This window comes from Kribbella sp. NPDC055071 (genome assembly GCF_053608045.1).
The window spans coordinates 1-19,445 of sequence record NZ_JBSGUS010000018.1 but is presented as its reverse complement, the minus strand read 5'-3'; the positions used below and the strand labels follow the sequence as shown (position 1 = coordinate 19,445).

General features: G+C 67.6%; 13 protein-coding genes. 2 read left to right on the top strand and 11 right to left on the bottom strand.

Features of this window, described 5'->3' with window-relative positions:
* Positions 1-7: 7 nt before the first annotated feature.
* Complete coding sequence (locus ACWF4Z_RS27430) at positions 8-3,568, bottom strand: choice-of-anchor D domain-containing protein (protein WP_452246018.1); 3,561 nt, start codon at positions 3,566-3,568, stop codon at positions 8-10.
* Between the two features lie 226 nt (positions 3,569-3,794).
* Here ACWF4Z_RS27430 and ACWF4Z_RS27425 point away from each other — a divergent pair, with 226 nt between their 5' ends.
* The gene (locus tag ACWF4Z_RS27425; RefSeq protein WP_452246017.1) at positions 3,795-4,634 is read left to right on the top strand and encodes an alpha/beta fold hydrolase; all 840 of its coding nucleotides are present in this window, start codon (positions 3,795-3,797) and stop codon (positions 4,632-4,634) included.
* Positions 4,635-4,722: 88 nt separating this feature from the next.
* Here ACWF4Z_RS27425 and ACWF4Z_RS27420 read toward each other — a convergent pair whose 3' ends face one another.
* The 10 genes from ACWF4Z_RS27420 to ACWF4Z_RS27375 form a co-directional block, all read right to left on the bottom strand.
* Positions 4,723-7,467: a bifunctional YncE family protein/alkaline phosphatase family protein gene (locus ACWF4Z_RS27420; protein WP_452246016.1), complete on the bottom strand. Its 2,745-nt coding sequence runs from the start codon at positions 7,465-7,467 to the stop codon at positions 4,723-4,725.
* Between the two features lie 5 nt (positions 7,468-7,472).
* The gene (locus ACWF4Z_RS27415; RefSeq protein ID WP_452246015.1) at positions 7,473-8,834 is read right to left on the bottom strand and encodes an ABC transporter permease; all 1,362 of its coding nucleotides are present in this window, start codon (positions 8,832-8,834) and stop codon (positions 7,473-7,475) included.
* Positions 8,834-9,778, bottom strand: a complete 945-nt coding sequence (locus tag ACWF4Z_RS27410; protein ID WP_452246014.1) for an ABC transporter ATP-binding protein — start codon at positions 9,776-9,778, stop codon at positions 8,834-8,836. The genes ACWF4Z_RS27415 and ACWF4Z_RS27410 overlap by 1 nt, the downstream gene beginning before the upstream one ends.
* Before the next feature lie 106 nt (positions 9,779-9,884).
* Positions 9,885-11,162: an APC family permease gene (locus ACWF4Z_RS27405; protein ID WP_452246013.1), complete on the bottom strand. Its 1,278-nt coding sequence runs from the start codon at positions 11,160-11,162 to the stop codon at positions 9,885-9,887.
* A 3-nt stretch (positions 11,163-11,165) separates the two neighbouring features.
* Complete coding sequence (locus tag ACWF4Z_RS27400) at positions 11,166-12,095, bottom strand: helix-turn-helix domain-containing protein (protein ID WP_452246012.1); 930 nt, start codon at positions 12,093-12,095, stop codon at positions 11,166-11,168.
* A 159-nt stretch (positions 12,096-12,254) separates the two neighbouring features.
* The gene (locus ACWF4Z_RS27395) at positions 12,255-13,553 is read right to left on the bottom strand and encodes an aldehyde dehydrogenase family protein (protein WP_452246011.1); all 1,299 of its coding nucleotides are present in this window, start codon (positions 13,551-13,553) and stop codon (positions 12,255-12,257) included.
* On the bottom strand, positions 13,546-15,054 hold the full coding sequence (locus ACWF4Z_RS27390; RefSeq protein ID WP_452246010.1) for a CoA transferase: 1,509 nt from the start codon (positions 15,052-15,054) through the stop codon (positions 13,546-13,548). The genes ACWF4Z_RS27395 and ACWF4Z_RS27390 overlap by 8 nt, the downstream gene beginning before the upstream one ends.
* Positions 15,047-15,973, bottom strand: coding sequence for a 3-hydroxyacyl-CoA dehydrogenase family protein (locus ACWF4Z_RS27385; protein WP_452246009.1), 927 nt, complete (start codon positions 15,971-15,973; stop codon positions 15,047-15,049). The genes ACWF4Z_RS27390 and ACWF4Z_RS27385 overlap by 8 nt, the downstream gene beginning before the upstream one ends.
* Positions 15,970-16,719, bottom strand: a complete 750-nt coding sequence (locus ACWF4Z_RS27380) for an acetoacetate decarboxylase (protein WP_452246008.1) — start codon at positions 16,717-16,719, stop codon at positions 15,970-15,972. Before ACWF4Z_RS27380 ends, ACWF4Z_RS27385 begins: the two co-directional genes overlap by 4 nt.
* Before the next feature lie 10 nt (positions 16,720-16,729).
* Positions 16,730-17,194, bottom strand: coding sequence for a hypothetical protein (locus tag ACWF4Z_RS27375; RefSeq protein WP_452246007.1), 465 nt, complete (start codon positions 17,192-17,194; stop codon positions 16,730-16,732).
* Between the two features lie 156 nt (positions 17,195-17,350).
* On the opposite strand from ACWF4Z_RS27375, the gene ACWF4Z_RS27370 reads away from it, so the two are divergent.
* Positions 17,351-17,950: a hypothetical protein gene (locus tag ACWF4Z_RS27370; protein ID WP_452246006.1), complete on the top strand. Its 600-nt coding sequence runs from the start codon at positions 17,351-17,353 to the stop codon at positions 17,948-17,950.
* Positions 17,951-19,445 lie beyond the last annotated feature (1,495 nt).

The following is a 19,445-nucleotide window of genomic DNA, read 5'->3' as shown; positions in this document are numbered from 1 at the left end:
GTTGTGGTCAGGAGGTCCAGATCTGGAATTCGGAGATTTGGCCGGCTATCCAGCCGGTGTTGGCGGTGACGTTGAGGCGGAAGTAGCGGGCTGTGGTCGGGGTGAAGGTGATGGTCACGGTGTTGTTGTTGCCTGGGGCAAAGGAGTAGTCCGCGGAGCCGACGATGGTGCTGAAGGAGGTGCCGTTGGTACTGCCGAGGACCGACAGGGTCTGGGTGCGGGCGCCCCAGCCGGCGGGCAGTTGCAGGACGATCCGGCCGGCACTGGCCGCGGCGCCGAGGTCGACCTGGACCCATTGCGGGAAGGCGTTGTTCGCGCTCTCCCAGTACGTCGCCTGGTTGCCGTCCGTCGCGTTGCTCGACTGGTAGACGTCGTTGTGGCTGGACTCGCTGGTGGGCTTGCCCGCGGCCAGGTTGGTACTCGTGCTACCGGCGCCGGTGCCCGAGAGCGCGACCGTGGTCGGGCTGTTGGTCGCGTTGCTGGTGATCGTCACCGTCCCTGCGCGAGTCCCGGACGCGGTCGGCCGGAAGCTGACGTTGACCGTGCAGGATGCGTTGACCGCGATACTGCCGCAGTTGTTGGTCTGCGTGTAGTCACCGGAGACCGCGACGCTCGAGACCGACGCAGCCAGGCTGCCCGTGTTGGTCACGGTAACCGCCTGGGCCGCGCTGGTCGTGTTGAGCGCCTGCGACGCGAACGTGAGCGACGACGGGCTGGTGCTCAGGATCGGGGTGTTGATCGGCGTACCGCCGCTCGGGTACACCTCGAACTCCGAGACCTGCCCGGCCGGCCAACCGCTGTTGCCGGTGATGTTGACCCGCACATACCGGGCGGTGGTCGTCGGCACGGTGATGTTCACGACGTTGGTCGGCGAGGTGAACGTGTACGTCGCGGAGGCCACCGGCGTACTGAACGACGATCCGTCGGTGCTCGTCTGGACCGACAACGTCTGCGTCCGCGTACCCCATGCCGAGGACGGCGGAAGCTTCAGCGTGACCTTGCCGATGCTGCGCGCCGAACCGAGATCGACCTGCAGCCACTGCGGGAAGGCGTTGTTCGCGCTCTCCCAGTAGGTGTTGGCGTTTCCGTCGGTGGCAGTGGTCGCTGCCTGGGTGCTGTTGACCTGGCTCGAAGCCGTCGCCGGCTTGTTGAGGGCGAGGTTGGTGTCGGTCCCGATTCCGCTGCCGGTCAAGGCGATCGTGGTCGGGTTGTTGTTGGCGTTGCTCGTCACCGTCACGCTGCCGGACCGCGAACCCGACGCGGTCGGCCGGAAGGTGACCGTGACCGTGCAGGACGCGCCGACCGCGACGGTCGAGCAGTTGTTGGTCTGGCTGAAGTCGCCGGTCGCGGAGACGCCGGACACGGTGGCCGACGCCGTACCGGAGTTCGTCACCGTGACGGCCTGGGTCGGTGACGCGCTTCCGACCGCGGTATCCGGGAAGGAGAGGCTGCTCGGGTTCGGATTGAGGATCGGGCCGGGTGCGACGCCCGTACCCGACAGCGCCACGGTGCTGGTGACGCCGGCGGCGTCGACCGTCAGGCTGCCGCTTCGGTCACCCGCGACGGTCGGCCGGAAGGAGACGTTGACCGTGCACGACCCACCGGCCGCGATGCTGCTGCCACAGTTGTTGGTCTGGCTGTAGTCACCCGTCGTCGCCACCGAGCTGACCGGAGCTGCCGCAGTGCCGCTGTTCGTCACCGTGACGGCCTGCGAGGTGCTCGTCGTGTTGGTCGCCTGCGAGCCGAAGCTCAGGGCAGTCGGGCTGACCGCGATCTGCGAACCGTTGTCCGGCAGGTACGGCGGGAAGGTGGGCGCGGTGATGTTCTGGCATTGGTTCGCGCCGAAGATCCCCGAGTTGCCGCCACCGTCGGTGAGCGTGAAGCCGACGCCGCAGTTGTAGATCGGTCCAGGTGCCTGCGTGCCGGTGGCCGTGCTGTTGGTGATGGTCGCCGCGCCGCCGACCTGCTCCTGGACCACCCAGGTCCCGGTGTTCTGGATCGTCGCGTTGTTGATCTTGACGTTGCTGATGTTCGAGCCCGAGACGAACTGGATCGCCTCGAACGGGCTCTGCTGAATCAGGATGTTGTCGACGTTGGTCAGGCCGGTCATCGCACCGTCGCGGGCGTCGAACCACAGCGCCCCGACGCCGAAGTTCCAGTTGGGATCCAGTCCCCCGGACCGGATGATCGTGTTCCGCAGCACGTCGGTCCGCCCGAGCGTCGTCGAACCGAAGCGCTGCGCGACGTGGATTCCGCCGCCCTGGGTGAGACCGGCGTCGATGACCCGGTTGTCGGTGACGAAGTTGTCGTGACCGCCGTAGATCGCGATGCCGTTGGCAAGGATCGGGTACTGCACGGTGTTGTGGTCGAACGAGTCGTTCGCGTCGGCGTTCTGCTCCGCCCAGGTCGCCAGGCCGTCGTCACCGAGGTTACGCAGGTCGCTGTTGGTGACCTTGGAGTTGGTGACGCCGTTGTGGAAGTTCACGCCGTCGGCGGTGACGTTCCGGATCCGCAGCCCGCTCATCACCAGGTTGGTGAACGGCCCGTCCATCCAGGCGCCGACCTTCTCGTGCTCGATCCACACCCGGTCGACCGTCGAGTTGTTCAGCGCTCCGCCGATGCCGTTCACCTGTGCGCCGTCGTTGCGCTCCTGGACGTCGCCGAAGATGGCGAAGTCCGACAGGTGTACGCCGGTGCTCGCGTTCGGCGCGTAGTTGCCGTAGAAGCCCGGCGCCGCACCGACCACGGTCGAGCGCCACATGCCCGCGCCCTTGAAGGTGATGTTGTTCAGGATCAGGTGACCCGGGATCTTGAACGTCCCCTCCGGAATCCAGACGGTGCCACCGGATCCGGCCGCGGCCATCGCCGAGTTGAAGGCGTTCGTGGAGTCCGCGGCGCCCGTCGGGTCCGCACCCTGGCTCGTCACCGACACCGAACCGGCCGGCTGGCTCAGTGCGCCCGCGACGTTCTCGAAGTCGGCGAAGTCGATCGTGTACGACGAAGCAGTGTCCTCGGCGTCGACCTGCAGCCGGAACTTCGTGCCGGCCGGGTAGCTGGTCGGGAAGAGCCGGTGGACCTCGTCGTAGAAGTGGTGCGGGTTGCTCCCCGGCGAGTTCGTGAACGGGTAGCCGCCGTAGTACCAGCTGTAGGCGTTGGTCAAAGTGAAGTTGGGCTGCTTGGTCCCGTTGACGTAGAGGGACAGTTGCGGCGTGTAGACCGAGCCGCCGCCGGTGTCCGGGATGCTGTAGCGGAAGACGATCGAGTTCGTCGCCGCGGGCGTCGTGAACTCGACGTACTTGCCGGTGCCCTGCAGCGTCACTGCCTTGCGGTACGACGCCTCCGCGGCCAGCGTGTTGTAGGCGGCGCTCGGGCCGATGATCGTCCCGTTGGTCGACGCGTTCTCGGCCTGGACTTCGACGTACGGCAAGGTGGCGCCGACGCCGCCGGACGCGGCGGCCCAGGCCGGGGCTCCTGTGACCACGGCAAGACTGGCGGCGATCAGTGCTCCGCACGCGGCAAGGACGCCGAGGCGCCGCTTCCCGCGCCAGGATGTGACGGACCGGAACATGGGCGGCTCGCTCTCGACAAAGGGGCGGACAGTGGCCAGACCGTAACGCTGCGGACACATTCACGCAATATCTCGATCGATCTTTGCAAGAATCCAACCGCATCAGCGCCGAAAGTATCGAGGGTCGGGACCGGGGCGGTCGAGGGTTTTCCCGCCTGTGGTGAGTGCGGTCCCACGCCTAGCGTCACCGACATCCCCAGCACGAACCACCGATGAGGAGATCACCATGGGTACCAATGTCACTCGCCGCCAGGTGCTGGCGGCCGGCGCGGCCGCGGCCGGGTCGGCGGCGTTGATCGCCAGTCCGCTCGCCGCGGAGGCAGCGACCACGGGCGCCAAGCCGACGTCGAAGGTCAAGCCGACGATCGTCCTGGTCCACGGTGGCTACGCCGACTCGTCCTGCTGGAACGACGTCATCTCGAAGCTGCAGCACCAGGGCTACACCACGATCGCGGGCTCGAACCCGCTCCGGGGTATCCCCACCGACGCGCCGTACATCGGAAGCCTGCTGGACTCGATCAGCGGGCCGGTCGTGCTGGTCGCGCACTCCATGGGTGGAACCGTCATCACCAACGCGGCCGCCGGCAAGAGCAACGTCAAGGCGCTGGTCTACATCGCGGCGTTCGCGCCGGACGTCGGCGAGACGCAGGGCGAGCTCATCACCAAGTTCCCGGGCAGCGAGGTCGGGCCGGTGAGCGTTGGCGTCCCCTACACGAAGGCCGACGGCACCACCGGGATCGACCTCTACCTGAGCAAGGACGGCCAGGCCGCCTTCGCCGCAGACGTGTCCACCGAGACGTTCCGCGTTCTGCAGGCCACCCAGCGGCCCTTCGACGCGGACTCCTTCATCTTCCCGACCACGGCCGCGGCGTGGCGGACCATCCCGTCGTGGGGTCTGGTCGCGGGGCGGGACAAGGCGATCCCGCCGGCGGCCGAGCGGTGGATGTACAGCCGCGCCAAGTTCCGCAAGGTCGTCGAGGTACGTACGTCGTCCCACGTCGCGATGATCAGTCACCCGCAGGCCGTCGCGGACCTGATCCTGGACGCCGCCAAGGCAACCGCCTGATGCCGTGACGAAGCGCCGGATCGGGTCTCGATCCGGCGCTTCGCCGTACGGCGAACTCCCAGCCGTAGAACTCTTGGCCGTCGAGCTCCTAGCCGTCGTTCTCCGCGGACGGGATCAGGGCGCCGGGCACGTCGGCCGGGGCGACGATCTTCGTCTCACCCGGGTACGGCGTGGACCAGTCGTGGGCCTGGTACCAGTCGTAGTGGTTCATCTGGGCCGGGTTGGCGAAGTCGGCCTTGGCGTTCGGGCCGGTGGTCCGCTGCTGCGACACCCAGGTCTGCCACTGTGCGGCGACCGCCTGCTGATCGGCCGGTACGACGGCCTTCGGCGCCGGCGCCGCATTCGGGTTCTGCGCGGCCGGCACGTCCGCACCGCAGGTCGGCAGCGTCGACAAGCCGGCGGTCAGCGAGGTCCGGTTCGGCAGCACCTTGAACGGCGTGTAGTTCGGACGGGACGTGAACGCGCCGAACATCGGCGTGGCCGCGGTGTCCTTCTGGTTCATCGGCTGCATCCCGAGGATCTGCTCGATCGTCCGGATCATCGTGATCTGCGTGTAGTAGTGGCTGTCGACGACACCGTGCTGGGCGTACGGGCTGATGATCTGGATCGGCGCCCGGTGGCCGTCGATGTGGTCGAGACCGGCCTGCGAGTCGTCCTCGACGATGAAGATCGCCGAGTCCTTCCAGTACTTGCTGTGCGAGATCTCGTCGACGATCTGGCCGGTGGCCAGGTCGTTGTCCGCGACCTGGGCGGCGCCGCTCGGCGGGCCGCCGGTGTGGTCGTTGGACAGCCAGAACATGTTCAGGTTGGCCGGACCGTTCTTCTCGAAGTCACGCTTCCAGATCTGCTCCTTGTAGATGTCCGGGACATCGGTGTCGAAGAGCGGGAAGCCCGGGACCGACACCGCGTTCAGCGACGGAATCGCCGAGCCGGTCTGGATCGGGTACGCCGTGTTCTGTCCGGTCGCGACCATGTTCTTCGTGTCGCAGTACAGGTTCTGCCAGGTCGCGCCGGCCGGCTTGCTCTCGATCGACTGGAACTCGCCGTAGTCCTTGACGGTCTTGCCGGCCGCCTGGGCTCCGGTCCAGATGAAGCCGGACTTCTGGTGGCCGAGGGCATCGTTCTCGGTGTCGTAGCTGCGCAGGTACTCGCCGGCCGAGGACTCCGTGTACTCGGGGTTGTCGGCCTGCATCAGCCAGTTGTGGCCCTCGGCGGAGTTCGTGCCGACGTCGTAGGTGTTGTCGTAGAGGCCGAACTGCTTGGCCATCGCGTGCTGGTTCGGCGTCACGTTCTCGCCGTACTGCGCGAGTGCCGGGTCGCCGTTGCCCTCCGGGATGTCGCCGTACACCTGGTCGTAGGTCCGGTTCTCCTTGACGATCAGGAAGACGTGCTTGATCGTCGACGGGTCGCCGAGCTTGACCGGCACCGGGACCGGCTTCGGCTGGTGGCCGTGCTTGGTGGCGGCCTGCAGCGAGTCGCGGGTCCAGCCGTTCTGCTGGAACACCTTGGCCGTCTGCGCCTTGATCGCGTGGTCGTCCGGCAGCTGGAACTTGGTCAGGCTCGACGTCGTGTCGTGCGTGCCGTGGCCGGCGGCCGTCGTCGTACGGCGTGCGTCGACACCGCGGGTGTTGGAGACGACGATGTCCTTGCCGACGGTGGCGATCTCGGCCGGGAAGTAGTCGGTCGGGAGCAGGCCGACGTAGCTCACGGGCTCGAGCGGGCTGCGGTACTTGTAGACGGCGACCGCGTTCGCGCGGCCCAGCGTTACCAGCAGGTGCCCGTCATCGGTGAGTGTCACGCCGTTCGGCTCGTAGCCGACCGATGCCTCCGGCCACGGCTGCGTCGCGATGGTCTGCACCACCCGCTCGCGCTTGGTGTCGATCACGGAGACGTTGTTGGTCGCGGTGTTGGCGACGAAGACGGCACCGTTCTTGGCGTACAGCGCGGTCGGGTGGAGGCCGACGGCGATGCTCGCCGGAGCGGCGGTCGGCTTCGCGAGGTCGATCACGCTCACCGTGCCGGTCGTCGTGGCCGCGGTGATCTGCGACGCCACCACCTGGGTGCCGTACGAATTGATGGTCGGGTCGCCGGGCTTCGCCGTACGACCACCCTCGTTGCTGACGTACAGCTTCGAGCCGAACTGAACCAGGTCGCGCGGGGCGTTGCCGACTGCCCAGCTCTGCTTGATGGTCCCAGTCGCCGTGTCGATCGCGACCACGCGGTTCTGGCCGTTGACCGCGGAGTACACGGTCGAGCCGTCCGGCGAGAACACGGCCTCGCTGGCCAGCGCGTGCTTCGCGCCGTCGGCGGCGATCGCGACGAACGTCGGGTTCGCGAGCGAGCCGTCCGGGTTCACGGTGAACCTGCGGTAGCCGTCGGTCTGCCCGAGCCACAGCTGTGAACCGTCCGGCGAGTACGTCGGACCTTCCTGGCCGATGTCGTTGCCCGGGATCCTGAGGTCCGCGGCGGCGTTGTTGCCGACGTACTGCTGGACCTTCCAATTCTTCAGGTCGACGATCGCCAGCGCCATCCCGCCGTCGGTCACGGCGGCGGCCAGGTGGCTGCCGTCCGGGCTGACCGCGGACGACATGATCTTGCCCTTCTGGAGCACCAGGCGGTCGCCGTACGGCGCGATGTACTGGTCGCTGGAGATCACCTGACCCTTGTCGGTGACCTGGCCGACCTGGTCGTTGCCGAACTGGTGCGTCGACGCGACCGCTGTACCGGCGAGGGCTACGGCAAAGGCGGTGGTGCCTGCCGTGACCAAACCAAGCCGGCTGCGCAGATGCCGTGTGAGGCCCTTGGTCTCACGCCTGCGGCGTGTTACCTGCATGGGGGCTATCCCTTCGAGGTGGACGGGAGCAGTTCGATGTTGCCGTCGAACTGCCATAGTGGGTTCGGTTCGTCACCGGACGGCGTACGGACCAGGAAGAAGCCGTTGACTTCCTTTGGTCCGTCCCCGTCGGCGACGTACCGGCCGAGTGGATTGATGTCGAGTTGGTAGATGGCAGAGCCCGCGGCCTCGACGCCGGGCAGGTGCCAGGTCACGACGCACCGCCAGTCGTTGCCAGGGCCTTGCGCGGCGACCTGGTCGCCACCCTTGGTGCAAGCAGCCGATGTTTGCAGCTGCTCCTCGGTCACCTCGGGTCGATTGAGTTCCTTGGTCTGCAAGCGATACAGGTGCGCGAACGCCGTTGCGGCCGACCGCTGCACCTTGTCCTGATCGATCCCCGAGCCGGTGGCCCCGAACGCCGGAGCGACGACCGCCGCGGTGAGGCCGAACAGTACGACGAGCGGCACCAGCCCGGCCGTGATCGCCAGCCTGCCGGACCCGTCGTGGACCGGGTTGGTGAAGTCGCGACGTAGGAAGAGGAACAGCGCCAGAGCAGTCGCGACGACGGCCCAGACCAGACTGACCACGATACTGATCAGCAACGGCCGGAGCTGGGTCGGACTGGTGAACAGGCCGTTCCAGGAGATGAACGCATAGCCCGGCAGGGCCAGGCGTACGGCGACCGGGAGCGGCAGCTGCTGCAGGATCTGCATCGCCAACGCGACCACCGCGGGCAGCAGCAGACCCATTGGCGAACGTCCTAAGGCGACCGACCCAAGGAGACCGATCGCGGCCAACGCAAGGGTTGGGGCGAGCGCGCAGGCCCACGCGAGAAACACTCGGCCGGCCGTGTCCCCGGGTGACAGCACATGACCGTCGAGTCCGATCAGAGGCCGGTTGCCGATCACGGCCAGTCCGCTGAGCGTGCTCGAAACGACCAGCCCGATCACGAGCACCAGGATCACGGTCAGACTCGCGAGGCTCTTCGACGCGAAGATCCGTCGCGGCGACCGGACCGCCACCAGGAGGTGGCGCCAGGTGCCGAGCCGGTCCTCCGAGGCGAACACATCGCCCGCGACCAGCGACACCAGCAACGGGAGCGCCCACGAACCCGAGAACCCGAGGATCACCAGCGGTCCGGCCCAGCCGGTTGCGTGCATCATCCGGCCGAAGAGGGTGTCGGCCGGGAGAGCTGCCTGCTGGCTGATCACGGCGACGAAGCCCGCAGGCGCGAGCCAGCACGCGATGAGCAGCAACCGCACTCGCCACTGCGAGACCAGCTTCACGAGCTCGAATCGATAGGCGCGAGCTACCGACACCCGGTGGACCACCACCGGGGTGTCTCGCTCGACGACGGTCGCGGTCATCAGTTCGGCTCCGAGTCGTCGTGTTCGGTGAGTGCGAGGAAGGCCGCCTCCAGGGGTGACACCACGGGTGCCAACTCCCGCACCGCGATCCCCGCGTGGACGAGCTGCTTCACCAACTCGTCCAGAGCCGGCACAGTCGCGCTCACCACGAGCATCTCGGTGCTTCGTCGTACGTCGCTGTCGTCGACGACTCGGATCCCTGGCGTCGCGCCGGCCAACTTCCTCGCCGCCGCCGAGTCCGAGGTGGCGAGGCGGTACTCGAGTTCGTCGTTCGCGGCGGCCAGCTTGGCCAGCGGTCCGGAGAAGGCGACTTGGCCGGTGGACAGGATCGTGACCTCGTCGCACAGCGACTCGACGTCATCCATCCGGTGACTCGACATCACGACCGCCACACCATCGGCCGCAAGCCGGGTGAGTACGCCGTACACGTGCTTCTTGCCCGCTGGGTCGAGGCCGTTGGAGGGCTCGTCGAGGACCAGCAGCCGGGGCTTGGTGAGTAGTGCGGCGGCGAGGCCGAGCCGCTGGCGCATCCCGAGCGAGAACCCACGCACGCGGTCGTCAGCGACGTCGGTCAGGCCGACCTCGTGCAGCGCGTCGTCGATCCCCATCAGGTGCGCAGCGTCGCCACGCAGCGCGGCCAGTGCCGCCAGGTTCTGCTTGGCCGTCAACGACGGGTAAAGCCCAGGACCGTCGACAAAACCGGCGACGCCTTCCGGGACCGCGAGCGCCCGGCCGACCGGCGTACCCAAGATCTCCAGACTGCCGCTGTCGGCGACCGCCAAGCCCAGCAGCAGACCGAGCAGAGTTGTCTTGCCGGCGCCGTTCGGACCGACCAGTCCGTGCAGCTGCCCCTGCGCGACCTCCAGGTCGATCCCGTCGAGAGCGACCACCTCGCCGAAGGACCTGGTGATTCCGCGCGCGCGGACTGCGAGAGAGGTGTCCATGGTTCCCTTCGGGCGGTTTCCCAACAGAAGAACATTAGAAAGGAATACAACGGAAGGAGGAACGCCAAGTTGAACGATCGAAGAACAACTCCGACAGTCTGTAGGTTCAGTCTCTCGGCGCTGCGACCGCACGACGGACGCCGTAGGCAACGGCGCCGATCGCGAGGACGATCAGTCCGCTGACGACCGAGGTCAGCGGCACGGCGAACGCCAGGACCAGGCAGCCCGCGAGTCCGATGAACGACACGGCTCGAGGCGGTCGGCGTTCCGCTGCGGTGAGGGTCGAGCCAGCGACGTTGGCGATCGCGTAGTAGATCAGCACGCCGAACGACGAGAAGCCGATGGCGGACCGTACGTCGCTCGTCGCCGCGACGACAGCGACGACCGCCCCGACGGCGAGCTCGGCGCGGTGCGGGACCCCGAAGCGTGGATGAACCGCGGCCAGAACAGATGGGAGATGCCGGTCGCGCGCCATCGCGAACGTCGTCCGGGAAACTCCGAGGATCAGGGCGAGCAGAGATCCCAGGGCCGCGACGGCGGCGCCGGTGCGGACAACTGGGAGCATCCAGGTCGCCCCGACCGCGCGAATGGCCTCGGCCAACGGATCCGTTGCCGCCCCTAGTCGTTGTGGGCCGAGGACTACCAAGACACTGATCGCGACGGCGGCGTAGACGAGCAGCGTGATGGCGAGCGCGATCGGAATGGCCCGCGGGATGGTTCGTGCCGGGTCACGTACTTCCTCGCCCAGGGTCGCGATGCGGGCGTAGCCGGCGAACGCGAAGAACAGCAGTCCGGCGGCTTGCAGTACGCCGCCGACGCTGAGGTCGGTGCCGAGGGCGAGGCGGGCGATGTCGGCTGTCGGTCCGGTGAGGCACACCACGACGACTGCCGCGAGTACGGCGAGTACAAGGGCGACGATCGTCCGGGTCAGCCAGGCAGACTTCTGGATGCCTAGATAGTTCACCGCTGTCAGTGCAACCACGGCCGCGACAGCCACGGCGTGGGCGTAGGCCGGCCAGACGTAGACGCCGACGGTCAGCGCCATCGCCGCACAGGACGCGGTCTTGCCGACGACGAATGACCACCCGGCCAAGTAGCCCCAGAAGTCGCCGAGCCGTTCCCGGCCGTAGACGTACGTCCCGCCCGACGACGGATACCGTGCCGCGAGCCGGGCTGACGAGTTCGCGTTGCAATAGGCGACGATCGCGGCCAGCGCCAACCCGAGCAGCAGTCCGGAACCAGCAGCCGCGGCCGCCGGGCCGACCGCGGCGAAGATGCCGGCGCCGATCATCGACCCCAGGCCGATCACCACGGCATCGACAACGCCTAGCCTGCGCTCCAGCCGCGCACCCGATGGGCTCGGTGGACTCGGTGGGCTCGGCAAGATCTAGGCGGTTTCGGCGATGTAGCGCATGGGGTCGCCGAAACCGAGGTCGGTGATGCCGGCGGTGTGGAAGGCGCCGATCAGCAGGGCACGGCGGTGGGCCGCGAAGGTGAGGACGTGGGCGACCATGCCGCCGTACGTGAAGACGCGCGGTGGTTCACAGGTGGTGTCGACGAAGCTCTCGTCGAAGCGGCCGTCGTCGTTCAATTGGTTGACCAGGGCAACGAAACGCGAACCGGCCCGCGCGTGCCGGTCGCGGAGTTCGGGGATCGGGGTGACCACCTGCCGCCCGCACTCGGGTACCTGGAACGGGCGGTCCTCCACCGAGGCCAGCCACATCTCCTCCTGCCAGACCAGACGGTCCAGCAGGTACCGGATCGAGATGTCGTCGTCGATCCCTTCGACCGAGAGCTCGATCGGCCGGTCCAGCGTCGCCGCGTCCAGCCGGCCGCCGCGCTCGATCAGCTCGCCGGTCAGCCAGACATGATGTTCGACCATCTTCACCAAGACGTCCATGCCGCGCACCTTCCTTCGAGCCGGCAGGCGAAGGCCTGCCGGCGGCTGAAAATGAACCCCACTCGGCGCCGCCAGGAAGAACACCCGCGACGCCTCCCGCCGCCAGTCCCGCGGCGCCATGCCATAGGCCCGCACGAACGCTCGCGTGAACGCCTCGTGCGAGCCGTACCCCGCCTCGACGGCAACCTCCAGCACCCCGACCGGCTCGGCCAGCAACCGGTACGCCGCCCGCTCCAGCAACACCCTGCGCCGAAACGCGAACGGCGACTCCCCCGCTACCGCCGCAATCACCCGATCACAATGAAACCGCGACAGATGCATCCGCCCAGCCAACCCAACCCCGTCGAGCCGCCCCTCCCCCGCACCGGCCATCCCCTCGGCCACCACACCCACAAACTCCTCGAACACATCCGCCATGCCCCCACTCTGCACCCCCACCCCCCACCCCCACTTGATCAAACTTGCGCAACCCTCGTCTTTGGTCGCGGGGTCTGTTAGGTGAGGGGGCGGTCCAGGACTGCTTTGAGGTGCCGCCCACCACCCCTCCGCCTTTTACTCCGGCCGCAGGCCGGTGTGTTAGAGGGGACGGTCTAGGACTGCTTTGAGGTGGCTGAAGGTGTCTATGGAGTATTTGCCGTGGTAGCGGCCCATTCCGCTGGCGCCGACGCCGCCGAAGGGGAGGTCGGTGGCGGTGAGGTGGACGACCGGGTGGCCGAAGCCGACGGCGCCCGAGGAGGTTTCGGTGAGGATGCGGTGTTTGACCTCGTCGGAGTCGGTGAAGGCATACAGTGCGAGCGGCTTGTCGCGGTCGCGGATGAACGCGAGCGCCTCGTCCAGCGACGCGACGGTCAGGATCGGCAGGATCGGCCCGAAGATCTCCTCCCCCATCACCGGCGAGTCCGCAGCGACGTCGGCCAGCACCGTCGGCGCGATGTACTTCGTCTCCTCGTCCGTCTCGCCACCGGTCACGACGCGGCCACTGCCAAGCAACCCCGAGAGCCGATCGAAGTGCCGCTCGTTCACGATCCGGCCGTACTCCGGACTCACGGACGGGTCGTCGCCGAACTTCCGTCGTACCTCAGCCGTCAGTGCCGCCTCCAACGGCCCCGAGTCCCCGATCGCCAGCACGTAATCAGGAGCAACACAGGTCTGCCCGGCGTTCAGAAACTTGGCCCGCACCAGCCGCCCGGCAACCAACGCCGGATCGGCAGCAGGATCCACGATCACCGGACTCTTCCCACCCAGCTCGAGCGCCACCGGCGTCAGATGCTTGGCCGCTGCAGTCATCACGATCGTGCCAACCGCACCGTTGCCGGTGTAGAAGATGTGGTCGAACCGCTGCTCCAGCAGCTCGGTTGTCTCCGGGATCCCACCCTGAACGACGGCAAACGCCGAAGCATCCAGGTACGCCGGAAGATGCCGCCCGATCGCCGCGGACACGGTCGGCGACAACTCACTCGGCTTCACCACCGCAACGTTGCCTGCGGCAATGATCCCGACCATCGGCGCCAGAGCCAGATGCAACGGATAGTTCCACGGCCCGATCACCAGCGCGACCCCCAACGGCTCCCGGATCACCTGCGCCGTGCCCGGCAGCAGCTTCGACGGCAGCGGCGCGGGCTCCGGCGCCAGCCACGCCTCCAGATGCTCCAGAGTGTGGTCGATCTCGTTGACGACGAACATCAACTCCGTCCCGCGTGCCTCGTCGGCCGGCTTACCGAGGTCGGCGTACAGGGCCTTGACGAAGTCCTCGTCCTGCTCCAGCAGCATGGACTTCAGCGCGGCGAGCTGCGCCCGGCGCCACTCGACCGGACGCGTGACACCGGATTCGAAGGTCGCCCGAAGGTCGGTGACGAGCTGGGGAATATCAGCCATGACGTAAGTCCTGCCATTCGGGGCGGCCGGAGCCGCGCGGGACGAGAATCGTGCGGAAGTCGCCGGGAGTTCCGGACATCCGCACCTGGTCGGTGACACCCTGATACAAGCCGAGTGGGGTCTCGGCGGTGAACGTGTCCGGATCGAGGTAGGCATGGTCGCCACCACTCCCCGCCATAGCGCGCGCGAAGTTCTGATCGAACACCCCGAGGCTGATGATCCACAGCGCGATCCGGGTCAGCGAGATGTGCACCCGGTACGAGCCGCCCGCGGTCGCCCGACGAATCAGCGCCGAACAGATCCCCGCAGTCGCCAGCCACGGCACCAAGTAATCGTTGACGACCCCGATGTACGGCAACACCGGCTGATCGGCCGAACCCTCCAGCGTCATCATCCCGGTCACACAGCCGGCCGTCTGATCGAAGCCAACCCGAGTTGCCCATGGCCCGTATTCACCATGCAGCGAGACCGTCGTATGGATGATCCCCGGCCGGATCGCCGCCGCCTGCTGCGGCGACAGTCCGAACGACGACACCTGCCCCGGCCGCCGGTTCGCGTAGAACACGTCCGCACCTCGGAGCAGGTCGCGCACCGTCTCGAGAGCGGCCGGATTCCGCGCGTAGTCGAGAGTCGCCGACCGGACGCCGACATTCGCGGTCAAGTAGACGACCGGGTTCTCCCACTCGGTAGGCCGCCACAGATTCAACGCATCAGCACCATGCTGCGCGAGCGCGCGACCGATCCCGGCCCCGGCGATCACATGCCCGAGCCCGAGCGCCCGGATCCCGTCCAACGGCTGCAGCGCTCCCGCAGGCAACGGCTCCGGCGCGGATTCACCGATCTTCTCGATCTCGATCAACGGCAGTCCGGCCAGGACGTCCCGGTACTGCGCGGTCTCCAGGAATTCGTCTGTACTGCGAACCATCGGCATCACGATGCCCGCCTCGGCGCCTGCCTCTTCCAGCTCGGCCGCATCCCATCGCGCGATCGCAGTCGCAATCGCCGTCGCGTCGTCGTACGTGCGGAGCAGTTTCAGCGTCTTCGACTTGAGCTTGGGGTAGATGTTGAGCGGCATCACCCAGCGGCCGTCGCCCGCGCGGTAGAAGGCGAGCGTCAGCGGGCTGCCCGGGTCGGCGGTGTTGGTCGGCGGGAGGCCGTTCACCAGCTCCCACTTCTTGTCGTAGAACGGGCACAACCGATGGGGTGCCTTCCGCAGATCCATCGAGATGTCCTGGCCGGCTCCACCCCGATGCCGCCACAAGGCAGCCAGACCCACGGACTTCGCCACCAGGCCGATGGCCGGAGCGGCCCCGAGTCGTACGGCGCTGGGCACGATCGGATCGGCTCCGACGAACTCGACCCGGCCCCCACAGTCGTCGGCGGTGAAGCCGACGTCGGCCAACACCTCACCCAACGCGGCGTGGATGTCGAAGTGGTCATCGGCCTCGGACCGAATCGGATGGTCCAGCGCCGCACGGACCCGCGCGGTGACGTCAGTCATCCTTCACCGGGGCCGTCCCCAACGCCTTCATGATCGCGATCTGCGCACTGTCGCGAGCCTTGGCGAGCTCTGCGACAGTGCCACCGAAGTCGTCCGCCTGCTTGCTCAGCAACGCGATCGTCGGCTCGTCGAGATTGGGAGTCCCCAGCTGCCCCCACCGCTTCTGCAACCCCGGACCAAGGTGCTCGAGGAAGTGCGGCAACCCGCCCGGCCCGCCGCCGAGGTGGAAGCTCAGGAACGGACCGCTGACCGCCCAGCGCTGCCCGAGCGACGACGTCACCACCTCGTCCAGTTGTTGCTCGGTCACCACACCGTCGGCCACCAAACTCACGCACTCGCGGAAGATTGCCGCCTGCAACCGATTCGCGACGAACCCCGGGACCTCTTTCGCCAGCACGATCGGCTTCTTCCCGAGCGACCGGTAGAACTCGACGGCTTTCTCCACAGCCTCAGGAGAGGTCAGCTGCCCCGGAACGACCTCGACCAGCGGGATCAGATGCGGCGGATTGAATGGATGCCCGACCACCAACCTCTCGGGCGCCTGCAACGCCGACGCGATGTCCGTCGCCGGAATCCCCGAGGTCGAGGTGAGGAAGAGCGCGTGATCCGGGGCGTGAGCCTCGATCGTCGTCCAGATCTGGTGCTTGAGGTCGAGCCGCTCCGGCCCGTTCTCCTGCACCACATCCGTCCCGTTCACCGCGCGCGCCAGGTCGGCCTCGAAGCTGATCCGGTCGGTCAATCCGGCGCTGGACAGTCCCAGCTCGTCCAGTGCCGGCGCCAACTCGGCCAGCCCGGCCAGTACGACGTCCTCGATGCCGGCAGCCGGATCGCTGATCACCACGTCGATCCCGTACGCCGCCATCAGGCCGGCCCACGAAACCCCGATCACCCCACCGCCGACGATCGTTGCCTTCATCATCGATCTCCGTCCAGGTAGTCGTGCACGACCGCGACCGGGCCCAGCGTCAGGTCGGTCAGGATGTGACTGGCCGAAATGATCTCCAGCACCGGGAGATCGGCCAAGGGCGCCAGCGCATGCGGCACCAGATGCAGTCGGGCCGGACCCGTCCAGGCACCCTTGATGGTCAGGTCGCTGAGCTGGCTGCGGACCAGCTCGCAGATCCGCGGCTTCCGGTCGTACCCGGGCAGCAGCTTGAGCATGTACGTCGGGGCAGTCAGCTCGGCGCGCGCCTCGGCCTCGTCCAGCGCCCGGTGCTTGTACCCCATGGTCGCCAGCGCGACCTGGATCGACCCGTAGTCCAGCGTGCCGACCAGGGTGTCGGAGTCGACCCGCAGCGCCGGGCTCCCGTACTTCTTCGGAAAGCCGGAGTACTCACGCCCACTCGCGATCGCGCCCAGGCTGTCGACGTACATCCCCAGCGTGAACTCACCGGGCTCGCCGTCGTACTCGACCAGCGCGACCTGCCCGGATTCGGTGTAGTCGCCGAGCCCGGTCACGTCCGGCATCCGCATCACCTCGAACCGGACCAACGGCTCGGCCACCTTGAGCGGCGCCGGGACCAACGCGTTCAGCGCGTCCGGATCGGTCCGGTAGGTGATGTTGAGGTACTCCCGGTCGGTGAAACGGTAGGGCCCGCGGGGAAACGCCGGTGATGCGAGCGGGGTGGTGAGCTGGGCTCTGACCTCGTCCTCGGACATGACCATATTTCGCATGCTAAGCCACCGCGGTGACCAACCACCGGCCGAACGACGTACGCGGCGTGATCTTCGCCGCGAGAAGGTCACGCCGGCGGCACGCGCCGACGTCCTCGAGTGTTTCGATGCTGTGGGCAACGAAGTTCACGCATCGGTCGAGACCCACACAATCGCACGCACCTGCCCAGAGGGCTTCCTGCACCTCCACTCGACCGACGCGATCGTCCCCGACACCTGCAGCTGTACGACGTTCAGCACCCAAATCGTCAGCCAGGTGATCGGCCGTACCCTCGACCAGCTGCACACCCTTGACGGTCGCGTCCGTCACGGTCGGCTCGTTGATCCATCCCGTCGACGGAGTGCGTCTGTTCCGGCTGGTCCAGACCACCCCCGGCCACGTCGAGGTTCTCGTCGTACCGGCGACCTCCGCCGTCGACCTGGCCGACCGCGTCGCCACCGCCTTGTCGTCCACCCCGGACTTCACCCATCGAGGTCAGCATCGTCAACTCGATCCCGTCGGCCGCAGAGTGTCAGGAACGGCGTACGACGGCCGCTCCCAACGGCAAGATCTGGGTAGTCCGCTCGCTCTTGCGCTGACCGGGTTTCGCTGCTTCAGGGTGTGGCGGTTACTGTCTCTGGTGTGTCTGTTTCTGAGGTTGCCGCGTCAGAGTACGAACTGTCGGATCTTGAAGAACGCGCTTGGCGTGATGTGTCCGAAGTAGGCGTGGCCGCCGCGCGAGTCGAATGGGCAACTGCCGCCCGCGAGATGTTGCTGGTCGCCGCGAGGAAGTACCAGTCGCTCGTGCAGCAGAAGGACATCGCGACCGGTGTCCAGGAGCTGACCCACCTTCGCACCAAGCAGCCGGCCCGACAATGGATCGGTGGCGTACTCGCCGAGGTCTCCGCAGAGAGCCTGCGGCGGGACGAGCCGATGCTGTCCGCGCTGTGCGTCAACCCCGACGAGAGCGTCTTCGACGGATACGCAGCGATCGTGGAGGCCGCGACCGGCACCAACCCCGCTGACCCGGACGCGCACGCCGCCCAGGTGCGCCTGGCCGCGTACCGCCACTTCGAGGCCGCAGGCCTGCCCGCCGACGGCGGCAGCGCGGTGATCCCCCCGAAGCTCGGCGCCGCCCGCACCCGAGCCCGCAAGGCCGCAATCGCCGACCGCCCCATCAACAAATGCCCCAAGTGCAACCTCCAAACCCCCGCCAACGGCATCTGCGACACCTGCGACTAACCAACTAGTCAAACGCACGACGTCAGATCGGACACCGCTCCGCGGCGCCTCCCCGTTACCGTCTTCAGCGGTGCGCGGATCCACCGCTCCGGCGATGTACGCAGAGACGCCCGCAGTGTCGCCCGCCTTGCGAAGCAACTGTGGTCCCGGCCCCGCTGCGTGATCACGCCAGACACACGCGAAGCGGACACCGCTGCGCGGCGGCTGCCCGTTGCCGCCTTCGGCGGAGGCGCGGATCCCGGATCCACCGCTCAGGTGGTGTGCGCAGACGCCTGTAGTGTCGTCCGCCTTGCGAAGCGACTGTGGCCCCGCCGGCCCGCTGCATGACCACGCCAGGTACAGGCGAAGCGGACACCGCTTCGCGGCGGCAGCCTGTTGCCGCCTTCGGCGGGGCGCGAATCCCGGATCCACCGCTCAGGTGGTGTGCGCCGAGCGGACTGTGGTTCGGGCGGCCTTGCGGAGGAACTGTGGTTCGCGGTCTCCGCTGCGTGAGTGTGCTAGTCACGGCGGCGTGCGTCAAGGGCGCCTACGGCGTCGCTGCGCGATCTTCGACCCTTGACCCACACCACCGCGACCAGGCAAAGACGCAGCTACGCGGATCCCGCGGGGAGCTATGAGCCAGGTGATGTGGATCCGGTTGGTCGGTGTGGTGCCGGGCTGGTCAGGTTCGGAGTGATTCGGTGCAGAATCCGGTGGACCGGCCGATCCTGGTCTATCGGTGTGCACGTATCAGTCGCGCGAGGGGCTGTCCCCGGCTTGGGATCTCACGACCCGGGCAGATTCATCCACCCGCCGGTCCAGCAGCCCGCGACTCGCGGACTGGGGTGGATCTCTTCCCGTTGCGGGTAGAAGATCCTCCCGGCCCCCTTCCCTGCCAGGCCAATCCCGCCACCCGGACAAACCCGCCCACATCCCGAGACCCACCCCGCCCCCCGGCCGCCGACCGGCCACCACCTCAAGGGTTCTCCCACGAGATGGCCGGTTCTCCGGTGAAATCCCGGTGGGAGAACGGACAAACTCAGCGGAGAACCCATGAGATGAACACCGCCCCGGGCGGGGCAACCTCACCACGTCATCGACCGACGCCCCGAGGGCCTGGCCAGCGCCACCCCGGACCGCCACCCCACCACGATCCACCTCCCAACCGGCCCACTACCAAGGGATAACCTCGTGAGTTGCGGGTTCACCCCTCTAGTACCAGCAGACAACCCCCAACTCGCGGGGATATCCCCCGCCGTGATCACCCCCCACCCGACACCGACCACGAGCATCAGCCCCACCACGGTCCACTGCTGTGATCACACCGCGGCGCCACCAGACCGACCCGGCAGCCCCACCACACCCAGCCCCCCGGACCCGAAGACCACACCAGATTCCGCCCCCGTGATCACACCCAGCACGCGACCACTCGGGTCAGCGGCTCCGGGACAGCTGCGATCCTTCCCTGGTCGCGGTGGTGTGGGTCAAGGGTCGAAGATCGCGCAGCGACGCCGAA